We start from the raw sequence: 14,910 nt of genomic DNA, 5'->3' as shown, positions 1-14,910 counted from the left end.
GGACCGGTCAGCCTCGCTGGCGCAACATGCCCTTGGCCGGGTCATAGCCCCACAGGGCCAGCGCCATAAAGACGAACCCGGCCAGCAGGGTCCAGAGCAGCGCGGCACCGTTGAACTGGGCATAGAGCGCGAAGCGAATCAATTCGACCGCGTAGGTGAATGGGTTGGCGGCGCAGATGTCACGCAGCAGGACCGAGCTCTCGGCCATCTTCCACAGCGGATAGAGCGCCGAGGACAGGAAGAACATCGGGAAGATGACGAAATTCATCACGCCGGCGAAATTCTCCAGCTGCCTGACCACCGATGACAGCAGTAGCCCCAGCGCACCGAGCATCAGCCCCGCCACCACAAGCGCGGGAAATACAAAGAGATACCCCGCTACCGGCATAGCGATTCCGAATGCCGCCGCTATGGCAAGGAACACATAGGCCTGCACGATCGAGATCAGCGTGCTGGCGATCAGCCGACAGGTCAGCAGCCACCAGCGTGGCAGCGGGCTGGTCAGCAACAGCCGGATTGACCCCATTTCACGGTCATAGACCAGCGACAGTGACGATTGCATGCCATTGAACAGCAGGATCATGCCACACAGTCCCGGCACGATGTAGGTCTCGTAGGTGATATAGGTCTGGTAGGGCGGCGTGATCGACAGACCCAACGCCGCGCGGAATCCGGCGGCAAAAACCAGCAGCCAGACCAGTGGCCGCACCAACGCGGCGATGAACCGCCCACGCTGCCGGACAAACCGCAGCAATTCGCGCGTGACGATGGCGCGCAAGGCGATGAAGGCGACGGTCATGGTGCCGCGTCGGTCATGCCGAGAAATACCTCGGACAGAGGCCGGTCGCCGGTAAGGTCGCTTGCGATCCCGTCCGACAGCACCTGCCCCTTGTGCAGGATGACCAGCCGGTCGTCAGGGCGCACCTCATCGGTCAGATGGGTCGCCCAAAGCACCGTCAGCCCGGCATCGCGGGCCAGCGCGTGGGCATGTTCGGTGATCGCCGCACGCGACGCGGCATCAAGCCCTACGGTCGGCTCATCCAGCAGCAGAACGCGCGGGTCGTGGACCAGGGCGCGGGCGATTTCCGTCCGACGCCGGTGGCCGCCATTGAGATCGCGGGCGCGTTCACCGGCGCGTTCAGCCATGCCCAGCCTTTCGAGCGCGGCCATCGCCCGTCGGTCTGCGTCGCGCCCGCCAATGCCGTGCAGGGCGGCAAAATAGATCAAGTTGCGCCGCACCGTCAGGTCAAGGTCAAGCGTCGGCTGCTGGAACACAACCCCGATCTGGCCAAGCGCCCGGCCCCGGTCAGCTTGAAGGTCGAACCCGCCGATCCCGATACGCCCGCCATCCGCGACCAGTAGCCGGGTCAGCAGAGCGAACAATGTCGATTTTCCCGCACCGTTCGGTCCCAGCAGCGCGCAAAACGCGCCCGGTGCCACATCGAAACCCGCCGAGTCCAGCGCCTGCTTGCGGCCATAAGAATAGGACAGGTTTTCGATGCACAGCCCGGTCATCTACCCGGTCATTCGATGGTGATCGCCAATCTCTGTGTATCACCGGTCGATCCCGGCACCCAGAGCGCGTAGCTGCCAGGCTTGATCGCGATGAATCCGATCTCCATCACTCCCGCCTCATCGAACTCGACGCTGTCCAGCCCCAGCGGGCGCACTTCCAGCCCTTCGATCACGATCTCGTCGATCCATATGGAACGGAAGAATTCCGGGCCCACCAGCGCCAGTTCCTGGCTGCCGTCGGCCTCGATCTCGATCTCGTAGTAGGTGCCCGATTTCAGGGTCAACGGCGCATCGGCCAGCGGCATCCCGGCGGAAAGCGTGATCGGCGGCAGGTCCGCCTTGTTGGTGGCCGACAACAACCCAGCCAGGCCGAGCCTGTTATCATCGTCGTCGTCATCCGCCAGCGCGCCGAACGGCAGCAGGATCAGCGACAAGCCAAGGGCAATAAGGGTTTTCATGGTAATACTCCCGTCAGTTTTGGGGTCACGGCCGCATCGCCGCGCCCCAGGGGAAACGGCCGACCTTGATGGATTTGATGGCTTCGCGCCGGGCGACGTCGATCACGGTCACGTCCCCCGATACGCCGTTGGTGGTGAACAACAGCGTCTTGTCCGGTGAAAACGCCATGTGCCAGACCCGGCGGCCAACAAGGATGTAATCCTCAACCTCGTAGGTTTCGGCATTGACCACCGCCACATGGTTCGACGGCCCAAGTGCGACAAAGACGGTCTTGCCGTCCTCCGTGAACACGAATCCAACCGGCTGCACCCGATCGGGATGCACGCCCTGCACCTCGAATGCGATCTTGCCGATCTCGGTCTGGCCGGCAGTTTCGAACACCGTGATCGTGCCGCCGATTTCGGAACTGACCCACAGCTTACTGCCGTCATGGGTGAAGTCCGCATGGCGGGGGCGGCTGTCAACCAAGGTGTTGGCATAGATTTTCTGGGTTTTGGTGTCGATCCAATGCGCCATGTTGGTGGTTTCCGAGGTGGTGATGACGGTGGCGCCATCGGGTGAAACCGCCATGCCTTCGGGTTCGATCCCCACATTGATCTGGGCGATCACATGCCGGGTTTCGGTATCGACCACCGTGGTCACCGCGTCATCTTCATTGGCGATATAGAGATGCTTGTCATTCGGGTGCAGCACGAATTGTTCGGGGTCCTCGCCCGATGGCAGATCGTGCAGGATCTCGCCCGTTTCCGGGTCCATCACCTGTACCGTATCGCTGTCGGAGGCGCAGATGTAGAGCCGGCTGAAATCCTTGGAAAAGGTGATGCCGCGCGGGCGTTCCCCTGTCGGGATGGTACGCGTGACCTCCAGAGTTTCGACATCGATCACACTGATCGTGTCATCCTTTTCGTTGGTGATCCAGATTTCCCCGGCCTGCGCAACGGGGACGGCGAACAAGGTCAGAGCCGCGGTCAGGGCAGCGATCGGGTGTTTCATATCAGTCCTCAAACCGGGTGCAGGTGCTTTCCGGGGCATCGATCCCCAGCGTGTCCATTTCGTTATGCTGATGCAGAAACCCGTCCAACGGGGCCTGCGCGACCAGCGCGCGGGACGTCACCAGAGGGATCGGTTGGCGCAACTGGCCGTTCCAGGCGCGGAAACTCAGCGGGCGACCCTTGAACCCGGCCAGTTCGAACGCATCGGACAGCAGGAAGGCGCGCAGCGTTGCCGGATCGTCCGACCCGGTACGGGTGACCGCCTCGCCCAAAGCGCGCACTGCGGCCCAGGCGGCGTAATCGACGGATCGCATGTCCCGGCCCGCGGCATCAGAGAACCGGCCCTGCAACTGGGCTGCGCCCCATTGTTCGACCACCCGCGACCAGGCTACGGGCACGATACCGTCGGACCCGGCGACCGGGCGGGGAAGCCAGGTGTTATAAGGAATGTACCGGGCGTAGTCATCGCGCTCGTCCACCACCAACAGCACGTCATGATCGCCCAGATCCTGAGTGAACAGGGGCACTTCCTGAGCCGCGTTGCGGCGCATGTCGGCATCGAAGCTCCAGGTTTGTTCGACGCCGATTTCCATGCCGAACTTCACCGCCGCGCGCCGCAGCGCATCGGCAAAGGCAACATCGGCATCATGCGGGCCCGAGATCATCGCCAGCGCGGTCCAGCGCCGGTATTGCAGGAACTGCAACAGCGCATCAGCCCGCATCGCCGCCGAGGGGATCGTGTGAAACAGGTTGCCGCGGCAGTCGCCCTCACGCAACGAAGTGTCAGGTGCAGAGGCATTAAACAGGATTGCACCCTGCGCTTCGGGCAGATCGGCGATGGCCAGCAGATCCGCCGCAGGGGCATCGATGACAAGAAACCGTGTTTGCTCCAACATCCGCGCAGCAGCCGCCACCACATCCTCGCCCGGTGCCACGCGGACCGTGTCCAGTTCATAGCCGTGGCCGAGAAACTGCCCCGTGGTCCGGTTGTCGTCAATTCCGAGCGCAGCTCCCGCCGCTCCCAGATCATGCGGCACCGGATCGAGATTTGAAAGCACCGGCGGGCGTTCCATTTGCCGTTCAAGATAGCCGACGGGCAGCGACAACTCGGCCAGCGCGGGCCCCGAAAGCACCAGAAATCCAAGACAAATCATCCAGCGCATGGCCATGTCTCTCTCCTCTGTCACCGGAAGCTACACGATGGTTTCAGGTTTCGGACATTCGACTAAAGTATCGGTAGGCGGCGAAAGCGGACTCCGACCTGAATGCCGAGATTGAACCAAGGTCGAATAGGCCCCGCCGCGCTGCCGTTGTATTCAGGGACAGCACCTGAAACTGGAGGAGCAAAGGATGCTGAGAACATTTGCCACGACAGCCGGCCTGATTGTGGCAGCGGCTGTGGCCCATGCGCATGGCGATGTCGCGCCACAACCCGTCAATACCGATGCCTTGCCCGATGTCGGGGAAGAATGGCTGACCGAAAACCCCTATCGGGACATGGACGAAGCGGTCTGGAAAGCTGCCATCGAAATCGGCGACTCCGGCTATAACCAGAACTGCGCCCGCTGCCACGGTCTGGGCGTGGTGTCCGGCGGGCTCGCCCCGGACCTGCGCCAACTCGAAGCCGAGGAATATGGCGACGAATGGTATGTCGAACGATTCCGCCAGGGGATGACCCAGAACGGGATCACCAAGATGCCGGCCTTTGGCGAATTGCTGGGGCAGAAAGCCGCATGGGCAATCCGCACCTATATCGAAACTCGTCCTGATGACGGCGCGCTGGACGATCACGATGTGCGGTTGAAGGAAATCCGCGACCAGCTTGCCAACTGGCAAAGCGCCGCCCCCGGCAAGGACGATGTGCAGGCGGTGCTGGAAGAACTCAGCACGATCGCCACGCAGATCGAAACCGGTTCGGGCGCACCAGTCGCCGACAGTATCGCGTTGCGCGCGGCCGAGATGATCGCGGGCGAAACGCCAAAATTTGCCGCCGCTGCGGAAACACTTACGGTCGGGTTGTCAGCTGCACGCTAAGTCTTTTGGGGGGAATATGATTGCACGGTATCTGGTCGCGGGCGTTCTGGCTGCGGGCATTGCCTGGACTGGCCAGCCCGCGCTCGCCCGGTGCGAGGATCATGTTCCCCAGCCGAAACCGCAAAATACATCGCGCGACATCGTGGGTGCGAGTATCGATACGATCGTCGAACGCGGCTATATCGAATTTGCAGCGTTCGAAAATCTCCCACCCTGGTCTTACCAGGAAAACGGCAAACCGGCGGGCGTGGATATCGAGATCGGCCGCCTGATCGCCGATGACCTTGGGGTTGAGCCGCGGTTCAATCTCGTCGCCGCGGGCGAGAACCTGGACGCGGACCTGCGCAACTGGGTCTGGAAGGGGCCGGTGATCGGCGGGCGCGTTGCAAACGTGATGCTGCATGTGCCCTATGACAGCGATTTCGCCTGCAGGGTGGAACAAGTCGTGTTCACCGGCCAGTATCACGTCGAACGGGTTGGCATTGCCTACCACAAAGCACTTTACTCCGACGGCGCACCGGTTCCGGCCTACTTCCGCTTTGACCCGGTGGCGGTCGAGAACGACACGATTGCCGACTTCTACCTGACCAACCTGCTGGGGCCCGAGGCGCAGGACAAAATCCACCGCTACCGGACCATTGCCGACGCGATGGCAGCACTGGCCGCGGGCGAAACCGCCGCGGCGATGGGGCCGCTGGCGCAGTTGGAAGCCGGCCTGAATGACGATCTTGCGGTTCATGCCCCGCCGATGCCAGGCCTTGCAGTCGGCAATTGGACCTTGGGCGTGGCGGTTCATTTCGCCTATCGTCCGCTGGCCTATAGCGTCGAGGACGCGATCTATCGCGGGATCAGCGACGGCCGGATCGCCGACATTTTCGCCCGCCACGGGCTGAGCTTCTCCCCTCCGGCCATGCGCTAGATCTGCGCCACCGCCCCGCTGTCATCCACGCAAATCACCTGCTCCACATCCGGCAGCCGGCGCAGGATCTCCCGCGCCTCGGCCAGAGGGACAAGGCACAGCGCGGTGGACAGCCCGTCGGCCAGCGTCGCGTTCCGGGCCTGCACGCTGATCGTTGACGAATGAGCGCGGTCCGCGCCGCCCAAGGGATCGAGAATATGGGCTCGGCCATCGGGCAGGATCATCGCCGCCGGGCTTGACGTGGCGATGGCCGTGTCGCGCAATTCGCGGATGGCGACCAGCCCGTGCGTCGGATCTTCGATGCCGATGCGCCACGGGCCGCCCGTGGCGGAAAACTCGCCGATATTAACCAGCACTTTCACCAGCCCTTGGGCCCGCAGCAACGCGGCGACCCGGTCGGTGGCGTAACCTTGCGCGATGCCGTTCAGGGTCAGCGCCTGCCCCGGCCCCAGCCGGATACGATCCGCGCCGATGGCGACCCGGTTCCAGCCGATCTGCCGTCGTGCTGCCGCCACGTCTCCCGAGCGTGCCAGCGCGGCCCAAAGCGGCTGCACGGTGGGATCGAACCGCCCGCCGGTCGCGCGGTGCAGCCGGCCCACCGCGCCCAGCAACTCCACCATCTCCGGCGGCGGGCGGTCAAGATAACCGGCCCGGTTCAGCCGCGACAGGTCGGAACCGGGATCGTAAAGGCTAAACAGCTTTTCCATACGGCGCAACTCGGCAGTGACCATCGAAACCAGCCGGTCGAACCGTTCCGCATTGACATCCAACGTTATTCCGACCTCGGCCCCGAGAGCACGGCCCCGCCACCGGCGCGGCGCGGCGCGCGCACCCGACGCGGACCCGGACAGGGCAGCCGCCGCCGAAATGGCAAGGAACCGTCGGCGCGCGATCATTTCGCTGCCACCCCGTTGCGCGCCTGCCGCGCCGCCAAAACCAGCGGTACGCACTGCTTGATGTCCTGATGGATTGTCACGCAGTCAAGGCACTGGAAACATTCTGAATACTCTATCTTTCCGCGCTTACCGATCGCACCGTATTTGCAGCGCACCCGGCACAGCTGGCATGGGTCGCCGCATTCCGCGCGCCGCGCGATCCAGTCCCGCCCGCGCAACAGCCCACCAATAGCCATGAAGGCGCCAAGCGGGCAGACATAGCGGCAGAACCCCTTGAACAGGAACAGGCCAAGCCCGAGCCAGAATCCGGCATAAAGCACATAGTACCATTCCCGCAGGAAATATACGGTGACCGCGGTTTTGAACGGCTCGATCTCAGCCGCTGTGTCGACGTGGTCGGGAGCGACGAAGACGGTGACGACCAGCCCGGCGAGCAGGACGTATTTTATCGCTTTTAGCCGCCGGTCCCAGCGGGCCGGCGGGTCGATCCGGGGCAGACGCATCCGCGCGCCCAGGTGGTGCATGAACTCCTGCATCGCCCCAAACGGGCACAGCCAGCCGCAGAAGAACCCGCGCCCCCAAAGCACGAAGCCGATGATCGTCGCTACCCAGATCAGTAGCGAAAACGGATCGTAGATCAGATAGGCAAGGCTGCCGCCCTCGACCGCGCTGCGCAGTGTGGCCAGAACGGTGACGATGGATAGCTGCCCCTGTCCCCACCAGCCGACAAAGACGATGACAAATCCGAGGATCCCGAGCCGCAGCGGTGTGAACCGCTCCAGCACGGCCAACCGGTTCATCCCGACAAACAACACCGCACCCAGCACGGCCAGGAACACGACCAGCACGACAAGGTCGAACAGCCGGTTGCGGATCGCCTCCAGCCAGGGCGGCGTCGGCTCGGCGCTGCCGTCGCGCAGGAAGAATCGTTCGTCTGTCGCGTGCGTGACCTCGAACATGACACTGCCAATCTCTGGCTGGAACATGCCGTGTTCGCGCACCGCCTGCACCTGCAACGTCCATTCGCGCGCCGGGTCGAACCCAAGCCTCCGGTCGGTGCGCAGGATCATCGCCGTGCCGTCAGGCACACCGTCGGCCAATTCCACGATCAGGTCGGCATCGCGCAAGGCGACAGGCAGCCCGTCCTGTTCAAGATAGATACGGTCGGGCGCGGTGTTGCGCACGAATTCGTCGGACACCAGCCCGTGCCGGCCCGTATCGATCAACAGGAACGGTTCGACCTCGGGCGAAAGCTCCAGGAACCGCTGCAATTCCGCGAATGTACCGTTGGACAGCACCGCCCGAGCAATCGACGGCGGCCCGATATCCACGGCCCAAAGCCCGAGATAGGTCTCCTCCGGCTTTTCCCCGGCTTCAGGGTCGTCATCGGCCCAGATCGTTTCGGCAAACGCTGCATCGGCTTCTGCATTGGTGACTGTCCTGCGAGCCACCAGATGCTCGGCCAAAAGGTCGTCCCATGTCAGATCAATCACAAGTTCCGGGTCGGGCCGCGCCGCGGTGTCCGCTGCCAGGCCCCGCATCTTCTCGCGCGCCACCGCCAGTGTCGCGGCAAGGATCGATTCATGTGCGATCCGGACGCTGGCCGTCGCCTTGGTCACACCGTCGAGATAGACCAGCGACGATTCACCTCGGCCATCGCCATATGGGGTTCCGACGACAATGGATGACGAAATCGACAACCCCGCATATTGTTCGAAGAAGGCGTGGAACGGCGCTTCGCCAAGACCCGAGACAAAGATCGGCTCGTTATGTTCGATCAGCCGCACATCGATGAACCTCCCTTCGGAGTCGAGCATGACGAACAGGTTGATCGGTACGCCGGAAAATCCGGGCAAGGGGGCCAACTCCCCGGTTTCGAACACATAACCCGCCTCGGCCCCGCCGGAATTCAGTAGTGTCCATACGCCCCTGTCGTTCAGCGGGTCGCCCAGCGAATAGGGTGGCACGACGAGTTCGGACATTTGTGCACGGGCCAGCGGCTCCGTCCAGGCGGGAAACGCCTGAAGCAATACCAGCGCCAAGATGGCGACACACGTCCTGTACGCGCTCATGGCCGAAAGCTAGATGCCGCGAGCGAGAAGCGAAATACGACGTTGGTCGAATGCTCGGGCCTACGCGTGCTTCAGCAACTCGGCCAACGAATTCCTCCCAAGTTCGGCGGTGAGGCGGGCGAAATGCGGGGTGCTGTCAGACAGATTCGAACCAGTCTCCACAAGGACAGGATGACTGTCCCTTAAGCCGCGCAGAGGTGCCGGATCGGTGTCCGTGGCTGTTTCCCGGCGAGGTGGAGGGCCACGCGCATGACAGGCGCAATACTGACGCCGGCGGAAATCGAGGACCGCTTCGAGGAGGCCACGCTGACGCTGAAGCAGATGCCGAGCCCGCCGGGCAGCGGTCCCTTTGGGCACGGGTCGAACTGGCCGGCCTATGTGCAGGAGGCGAAGCAGGCCTACCCAACCCCGCGCAAGCCGGCCATATTGGCGGGTCGGGATACGGGCGCGGTCGTGAAACCGGCTGGGAAACATGAAACGGCACCCAAGCATCTCCGGCGACTAGATCCACGCGGCAATGGTATCCCGGGTGTTTTCAGAGAGTTCGAACTGAATCCGTCGCTGGGTTTTGCTCTGGATCGCGGAGACCCTTTCGCGAGCGAGATCGCGCAAGTTGTTTGCCAGCTCGAGCCGTGCGCGGATCGCCCAGACCTGTTTCGGCAACAGCGGTCGTTTCTGTCCGATGATCCGGCCATTGTTCCGGGTTCTGCGCTTCGGGGTGACGGCGGGTGGTTGGACTCTTGGCATAGTCTGCCCTCCAATCCACCCGCCAGGCCCAGACATCAGCACCGCGCTGACATCTGAATTTCAATGATGGTTTTAATGGCCGTTATCCGAAGGCATGACTATCGGGAGACGCCGCGATAGACGCCGATAGCCGCTTTCGAAAAAACCGGAAATGTGGCTCAACGAGAGAGTGGTTGCCCGCTTCTGACTGCTGGCATCTGTATTGAATCAGGTCGCAGTAGTCACATCCGGGGTTCAAGACCTTTGCAGAAACCACGGGTGGTCATTGAGTGCCACCGGTCATCCCTGCGTCAAGCTGCTTCATCAGGTCTTCCTGTACGCTCAAGATGTCCCACGAACCGGCGGTCTGGCTGGGCGGGTATTCCTTCATCGTTGCAAGGAACTGGTAGACGATCGACGAAATTGGCCCGATCACGAACGGATGATCGAGAACCCAGTTGTCGTACTCGGTCGCATTGTGCTGTGCCAGCTCGAAGGGATCGCGGCGCAGGTTGAACAGCAATGGCATCCGCAACCGGGTGAATGGCTCGCGCCACACCCCGAATCCCTGACCGCGATTCTCGGCAAAAACCACCTTCCATTGATCGTAACGAACGGCGACGATCTCGGATTCATCATTGGAATAGAAGAATTCCTGGCGCGGACTTTCGTCGTCAGATCCCCGCAGATAACCGTTCAGGTCGTATCCATCAATGTGGTTGTGATAGTGGCGGCCGTTCAGTTCGACGCCCTTCAGAAGCTGCCCCTTGATGTCCTCGGCACCGCCAATCGCGGCAAATGTCGGCAGCCAGTCCTCGTGGGCGACTATACCGTTGCGCAACTCGCCCCCGGGCCAGTTTCCAGGCCAGCGCACAAAGGCCGGGACGCGGTAGGCCCCTTCCCAGTTCGAGTTCTTTTCGCTGCGGAACGGGGTGATCGCCGCATCGGGCCAGGTGTTGAAATGCGGGCCGTTGTCGGTCGAGTACATGACGACCGTGTTTTCGGCGATGCCCAATTCGTCCAGCAGGTCCAGCAACTGGCCGACATGCATGTCATGTTCGACCATGCCGTCCTGATATTCGTCCCCGGTCGGCCCGGAAAGGCCGACATGTTCATCACGGATGTGGGTCTTGAAATGCATGCGTGTCGCGTTCCACCAGACGAAAAAGGGCTCATCGGCCTCATGTGAGCGTTTGATGAACTCACTGGCCGCGGCCACGGTTTCGTCGTCGATGGTTTCCATGCGCTTGCGCGTCAGGGGACCAGTATCCTCGATCATGCCGTCGGCCGTGGTATGCAGCACCCCACGCGGTCCGTATTGTTCGGCAAAGGTCTTGCCATTGGGCAGCAGCACATCGCCGGGATAATCGCGATGCTCGGGTTCTTCCTCGGCGTTCAGGTGGTAGAGGTTGCCGAAGAATTCATCAAACCCGTGGTTGGTGGGCAGGTGTTCGTCCCGGTCGCCCTGATGGTTCTTGCCAAACTGGCCGGTCGCGTAGCCCAGTGATTTCATTACGGTGGCCATGGTGACGTCGGTTTCCGGCCAGCCCAGAGCGTTCCCCGGTGCGCCAACCTTGGTCATCCCGCTGCGGATCGGCACCGCCCCCCCGATAAAGGCGGCCCGACCCGCGGTGCAGCTCTGCTGGCCGTAATAGTCGGTGAATGTCAGCCCCTCTTGCGCCAACCGGTCGATATTGAGCGTCCTGTAGCCCATCATCCCACGGTTCCAGTGGCTGATGTTCCACAGGCCGATATCGTCCCCCCAGATCACCAGGATGTTGGGTTTTTGCTCCTCTGACGCGGCACCGCTGCCAGCGGCAAGGGCGCATGAAACCGCAACAAAACGGATCAGTCGCACAAGGGGTTTTGCAATCATTATCAATCTCCAGTTTTCAGCATCGCCGCCAATGGCCCACGAGGCACAGGCGATAAAAATAAATCAGAACAGATACATAAGCTGCGCCCGGAACATCTTTCCGTCCGAACCATTGGCATTGCCCGAGATCACCTCTCCATAGGTCACTTTCAGAGATGTCGAGGGGCTGAACGTCACGTTGCCCGATACGCCGACAGCCAGCGACCGCTGCCTGTTGTTGTCGTCGATGCCATCGCTCTCGGTTTCTCCGCCATAGGTGTAGAGCGCATCGAGCGATCCCCAGAATGCCTTGCCGAAATTGCGGGTCACATGGGCCTCGATCGAAAGAACCGGCCTTTGCGACAAGGTCTGCGTCGCACCCGGTGCATCCGTGTTGTCGCCGTAGATCGCCACCTTGGGCATGATTTCAAAGGTGGTCAGCTGCGGATCCAGAAAGGAGTTTCCCAGATAATATGCAATCGGCAATGCCAGTTCCAATGCCCAACGGTTGCCACCCATGTTCAGGCTGCGTGCACTGTCGTAATGACCCGTGGGGGCCGTGACCCGGCCGATGAAATTGACGGCAAGACCAGGGTCGTAGCGCATGTAGGCCTCTCGGTCCAGGACGGGAGCGCCGTGGATGCCATATGCAAATCCAAGTTTGATGTCGCCTAATCCGGAATCCGATCCGGAAGATCCGCCCGCGCCCAGCCCCAGGGACCCCGAGACGTTGCCATAGGGTACGATCATCAGCCACGCCGCCTGATGGCCATTCAGACCAAGGGTCTGGCTGTATTGCGTCACCCCCAGGTTCAGGTCCAGGTCGGCACCGCGAAAAACGGTTCCGTCCGAAGGGGCCAGATTGCCGCGTGTGCCGATATAGAACTGGGACACCGACCGGGTGTCCTCGGGGACCAGCTGATATGCGCGGGGGCCGTCTCCCATCTGCGCCTGTACCGAGGGCGCCAAGACGATGAAGAGGACCGCGGTGACTGAGTGGCAAAGGAGTCTGACCAAACGCGTCAGCGATGATGACAAAGGTCGGCATTCCTTTGCTGCTTCGACGGTGCGTTTTCCGACGGGTGCAGCTGTTTGATACATGTCGATCCGTAACCTGCGCAATTCTTGCCTCCACTCGGCATCCGGGTTTTCCTACGGTGACACCGCTGCGAGGGTTGGCCGGCCCTATCGACCAAACTGCACTGCTTGGTGCGGAGCCCTGCCCGGTGTCAGAATTTGAACTCGAGCTTCGGCCTACACGAGGGACACAAGGTAAAATGGTTCAAATGGATCAATCTCCACGGAGTTTCTCCGAGATCATGGCTCCGCTTGATGACCTCGGGTGGCTGGCATCCTGTTCCGCCCCCTTGCAGCGTTGGGTTTCCGACAATGGCAGGTGGGTTGATGTATCAGCTGGCAAGGCGCTGTTTCGCGAGGGCGACCATACGGTGGGCATGTACGGGGTCGGATCGGGCGCAATCGATATCGAGTTTGCGCCCGACGGGATCGACGGATTGACCACCGTTCGGGTGCAACCCGGCGGATGGCTGGGTCAAAGCACCTTGTTGCCGACGATGACACGCCCGTTCAATCTGGTCGCGGCCGTCGACAGCAGGGTGTATTTTCTGTCGCGCAACACGCTTCGAAATTTTCTGGCCGGTCAACCCGAGTTCTGGCCGGAGTTCTACGCATTGGCATTGCGGCAAGTTCTCACCATGATGACCTACCTCGGAGAAGCTCAATGGCTCACTCCGGAGGCGCGCGTCGCACGACAATTGTTGCGATTGTCCGTCACCGAGAACGTCATCGAGATACGCCAAGGCGAACTCGTAATTCTGACGGGCATGTCGCGCAGCAATGTTCGGCGCGCGCTGAGAAACCTGGCAGAAGCGAAAGCCGTCAACACGCGGTACCGAAGCATCGAAATCGTTGATCGGGTGTTGCTGGAAAGGACGTCAAATCAGTTCGGGTAGGCTTTGAGCTACTCCCTAAAGTTTGGACAGTTTTGCATGTAGACTAAGCTACTCTCTGTTCCTGCTGATCGGGTTGGGTTTCGTCTTTTCTCAGTCAACAGACCACGGCTGGGGTTTGCCGCCAAGTGCGGAATGAGGGCGTTTTCGGGTGTAGAACTTGATCCATTTGCCGCCGCTGAACCGCCCCGGGTTTCCGAGAGGCTTTTTTGTTCAAGACCTACGCGGCTTTTTCAAGGGTGTTCATCTGTTCGTAGAATGTATCCTCCACTTCCTGTGGCGGCCGGTGCCCGATGGCGCTGTGTAGCCGCTCGTTGTTATACCGGCTGACCCATTGCAGGGTCTCCCATTCGACCTGGGCCATGGATTTCCAGGGGCCGAGGAAGTTGATCACCTCGGTCTTGAACAGGCCGATGACGCTCTCGGCCAGCGCGTTGTCATAGCTGTCGCCCACGCTGCCCACCGAAGTGTCGATACCGGCATCGGCCAGGCGCTCGGTGTAGCGGATGGACAGATACTGGCTGCCGCGATCGGAGTGATGGATCAACCCGCCGCCTGTTGGGCATCGCTGGCAGATGGCCTGGTTCAGGGCATCCAGCACGAAGCCTGTCGTCATCGAGGTCGAGACGCGCCAGCCCACGATCTTGCGGGCGAAGACATCGATGATGAAGGCCACATAGACCATCCCCGCCCATGTCGACACATAGGTGAAGTCCGACACCCAGAGCTGATCGGGCATGGCAGCCACGAACTGCCGGTTGACCTTGTCATCAGGGCAAGGCTGCGCTGGATCGGGGATGGTTGTCTTCTTCTGGCCCCGCACAACCCCTTGCAATCCATGAAGACGCATGAGCCTTTCCACGGTGCAACGCGCGATGTCGTGCTCATCGCGCCGAAGCTGGTGCCAGATCTTGCGGGCACCATAACGGCCCCGGCTCTTGCCGTGGACTGCCTTGATTTTCTCAATATCCACAGCATCCTGCCTGGTGCGGTCCGAGGCAAGCTGGGGATTGCGCGCGATGGCGGCATGGCGATGGAAGGTTGCTGGGGCAATCTGCAGGACACGGCAGATCGGCTCGACCCCAAAGACCCCGCGATGCTTCTCGATGAAGGCGATCATTTGCGGAACAGGCGGTCGAGCTCCGCCTGGGCAAAATAAGCCGACGCCTTCTTCAGGATCTCGTTGGCCGTGCGCAGTTCCTTCACCTCGCGCTCCAGCGCCTTGAGGCGGGCCTTCTGCTCGCTGGTCAGCCCGTCGCGCTCGCCTGCATCGCGTGCCGCCTGGATGCACCAGGCGCGCAGTGTGTCGTGCGAGCAGCCAAGCTTCGGGGCGATCGCCCGATACGCCGCGTTGTCACTGGTGTAATCGGGCCGCCGTTCGCGGAATAGCCGGACGCCGCGCTCGCGGAACTCAGCCGTATATGCCGGCGTGCGCTTCTTCTTCGATTCCATAAGGATCATCCTCTGAGAGT

14 protein-coding genes and 1 other annotated feature are annotated in these 14,910 nt (G+C 61.8%); of the genes, 4 read left to right on the top strand and 10 right to left on the bottom strand.

The window, feature by feature from the left end:
- Nucleotides 1-7: 7 nt before the first annotated feature.
- From C6Y53_RS11425 to C6Y53_RS11405, 5 genes are read right to left on the bottom strand one after another with little or no spacing between them, the layout of a single operon-like run.
- Nucleotides 8-799 carry an ABC transporter permease gene (locus tag C6Y53_RS11425; protein WP_106472547.1) on the bottom strand — a complete coding sequence of 264 codons (792 nt, stop codon included), beginning with the start codon at nt 797-799 and terminating at the stop codon, nt 8-10.
- Nucleotides 796-1,515: an ABC transporter ATP-binding protein gene (locus C6Y53_RS11420; protein WP_106472546.1), complete on the bottom strand. Its 720-nt coding sequence runs from the start codon at nt 1,513-1,515 to the stop codon at nt 796-798. The genes C6Y53_RS11425 and C6Y53_RS11420 overlap by 4 nt, the downstream gene beginning before the upstream one ends.
- An 8-nt stretch (nt 1,516-1,523) precedes the next feature.
- Nucleotides 1,524-1,973 (bottom strand): hypothetical protein, encoded by a 450-nt coding sequence (locus tag C6Y53_RS11415; RefSeq protein ID WP_106472545.1) that lies wholly within the window; start codon nt 1,971-1,973, stop codon nt 1,524-1,526.
- 25 nt (nt 1,974-1,998) lie between these two features.
- Nucleotides 1,999-2,967, bottom strand: a complete 969-nt coding sequence (locus C6Y53_RS11410) for a YVTN family beta-propeller repeat protein (protein WP_106472544.1) — start codon at nt 2,965-2,967, stop codon at nt 1,999-2,001.
- A gap of 1 nt (nt 2,968) precedes the next feature.
- A complete protein-coding gene (locus C6Y53_RS11405; protein ID WP_342212763.1) occupies nt 2,969-4,135 on the bottom strand; it encodes an ABC transporter substrate-binding protein in 1,167 nt (388 codons plus the stop codon).
- A 181-nt stretch (nt 4,136-4,316) separates the two neighbouring features.
- Here C6Y53_RS11405 and pedF point away from each other — a divergent pair, with 181 nt between their 5' ends.
- Both pedF and C6Y53_RS11395 read left to right on the top strand, forming a co-directional pair.
- A complete protein-coding gene (gene pedF, locus C6Y53_RS11400) occupies nt 4,317-5,000 on the top strand; it encodes a cytochrome c-550 PedF (protein ID WP_106472543.1) in 684 nt (227 codons plus the stop codon).
- Nucleotides 5,001-5,016: 16 nt separating this feature from the next.
- A complete protein-coding gene (locus C6Y53_RS11395) occupies nt 5,017-5,919 on the top strand; it encodes a substrate-binding periplasmic protein (RefSeq protein WP_106472542.1) in 903 nt (300 codons plus the stop codon).
- Here C6Y53_RS11395 and C6Y53_RS11390 read toward each other — a convergent pair.
- Together C6Y53_RS11390 and C6Y53_RS11385 are read right to left on the bottom strand one after the other, a co-directional pair.
- On the bottom strand, nt 5,916-6,689 hold the full coding sequence (locus C6Y53_RS11390; RefSeq protein WP_244614814.1) for an FAD:protein FMN transferase: 774 nt from the start codon (nt 6,687-6,689) through the stop codon (nt 5,916-5,918). The two genes, C6Y53_RS11395 and C6Y53_RS11390, sit on opposite strands and share 4 nt — an antisense overlap.
- A gap of 122 nt (nt 6,690-6,811) precedes the next feature.
- Nucleotides 6,812-8,887, bottom strand: coding sequence for a 4Fe-4S binding protein (locus C6Y53_RS11385; protein WP_106472540.1), 2,076 nt, complete (start codon nt 8,885-8,887; stop codon nt 6,812-6,814).
- A 249-nt stretch (nt 8,888-9,136) separates the two neighbouring features.
- Between C6Y53_RS11385 and C6Y53_RS21455 the strand changes: the two genes are divergently transcribed.
- Nucleotides 9,137-9,691, top strand: a complete 555-nt coding sequence (locus C6Y53_RS21455) for a hypothetical protein (protein WP_211299362.1) — start codon at nt 9,137-9,139, stop codon at nt 9,689-9,691.
- A 205-nt stretch (nt 9,692-9,896) separates the two neighbouring features.
- On the opposite strand, the gene C6Y53_RS11375 is transcribed toward C6Y53_RS21455, so the two are convergent.
- Nucleotides 9,897-11,489, bottom strand: coding sequence for an arylsulfatase (locus C6Y53_RS11375; RefSeq protein ID WP_106472539.1), 1,593 nt, complete (start codon nt 11,487-11,489; stop codon nt 9,897-9,899).
- A gap of 63 nt (nt 11,490-11,552) precedes the next feature.
- Nucleotides 11,553-12,569 (bottom strand): transporter, encoded by a 1,017-nt coding sequence (locus C6Y53_RS11370; RefSeq protein ID WP_106472538.1) that lies wholly within the window; start codon nt 12,567-12,569, stop codon nt 11,553-11,555.
- A 176-nt stretch (nt 12,570-12,745) separates the two neighbouring features.
- On the opposite strand from C6Y53_RS11370, the gene C6Y53_RS11365 reads away from it, so the two are divergent.
- A complete protein-coding gene (locus C6Y53_RS11365) occupies nt 12,746-13,441 on the top strand; it encodes a Crp/Fnr family transcriptional regulator (protein WP_211299361.1) in 696 nt (231 codons plus the stop codon).
- Between the two features lie 217 nt (nt 13,442-13,658).
- Here C6Y53_RS11365 and C6Y53_RS11360 read toward each other — a convergent pair.
- Nucleotides 13,659-14,890, bottom strand: a protein-coding gene (locus C6Y53_RS11360) for an IS3 family transposase (RefSeq protein ID WP_106472537.1) whose coding sequence is annotated in 2 segments (ribosomal slippage) — nt 13,659-14,593 and nt 14,593-14,890 — 1,233 coding nt in all. Because the reading frame shifts where the segments join, the coding sequence is not laid out codon by codon here.
- Nucleotides 14,484-14,600: a sequence feature (AL1L pseudoknot), on the bottom strand. Its footprint overlaps the gene before it by 117 nt.
- Nucleotides 14,891-14,910: the final 20 nt, after the last annotated feature.

The organism is Pukyongiella litopenaei, from assembly GCF_003008555.2.
GTDB classification, from domain to species: domain Bacteria; phylum Pseudomonadota; class Alphaproteobacteria; order Rhodobacterales; family Rhodobacteraceae; genus Pukyongiella; species Pukyongiella litopenaei.
This window is presented reverse-complemented; position numbering and strand designations above follow the sequence as displayed.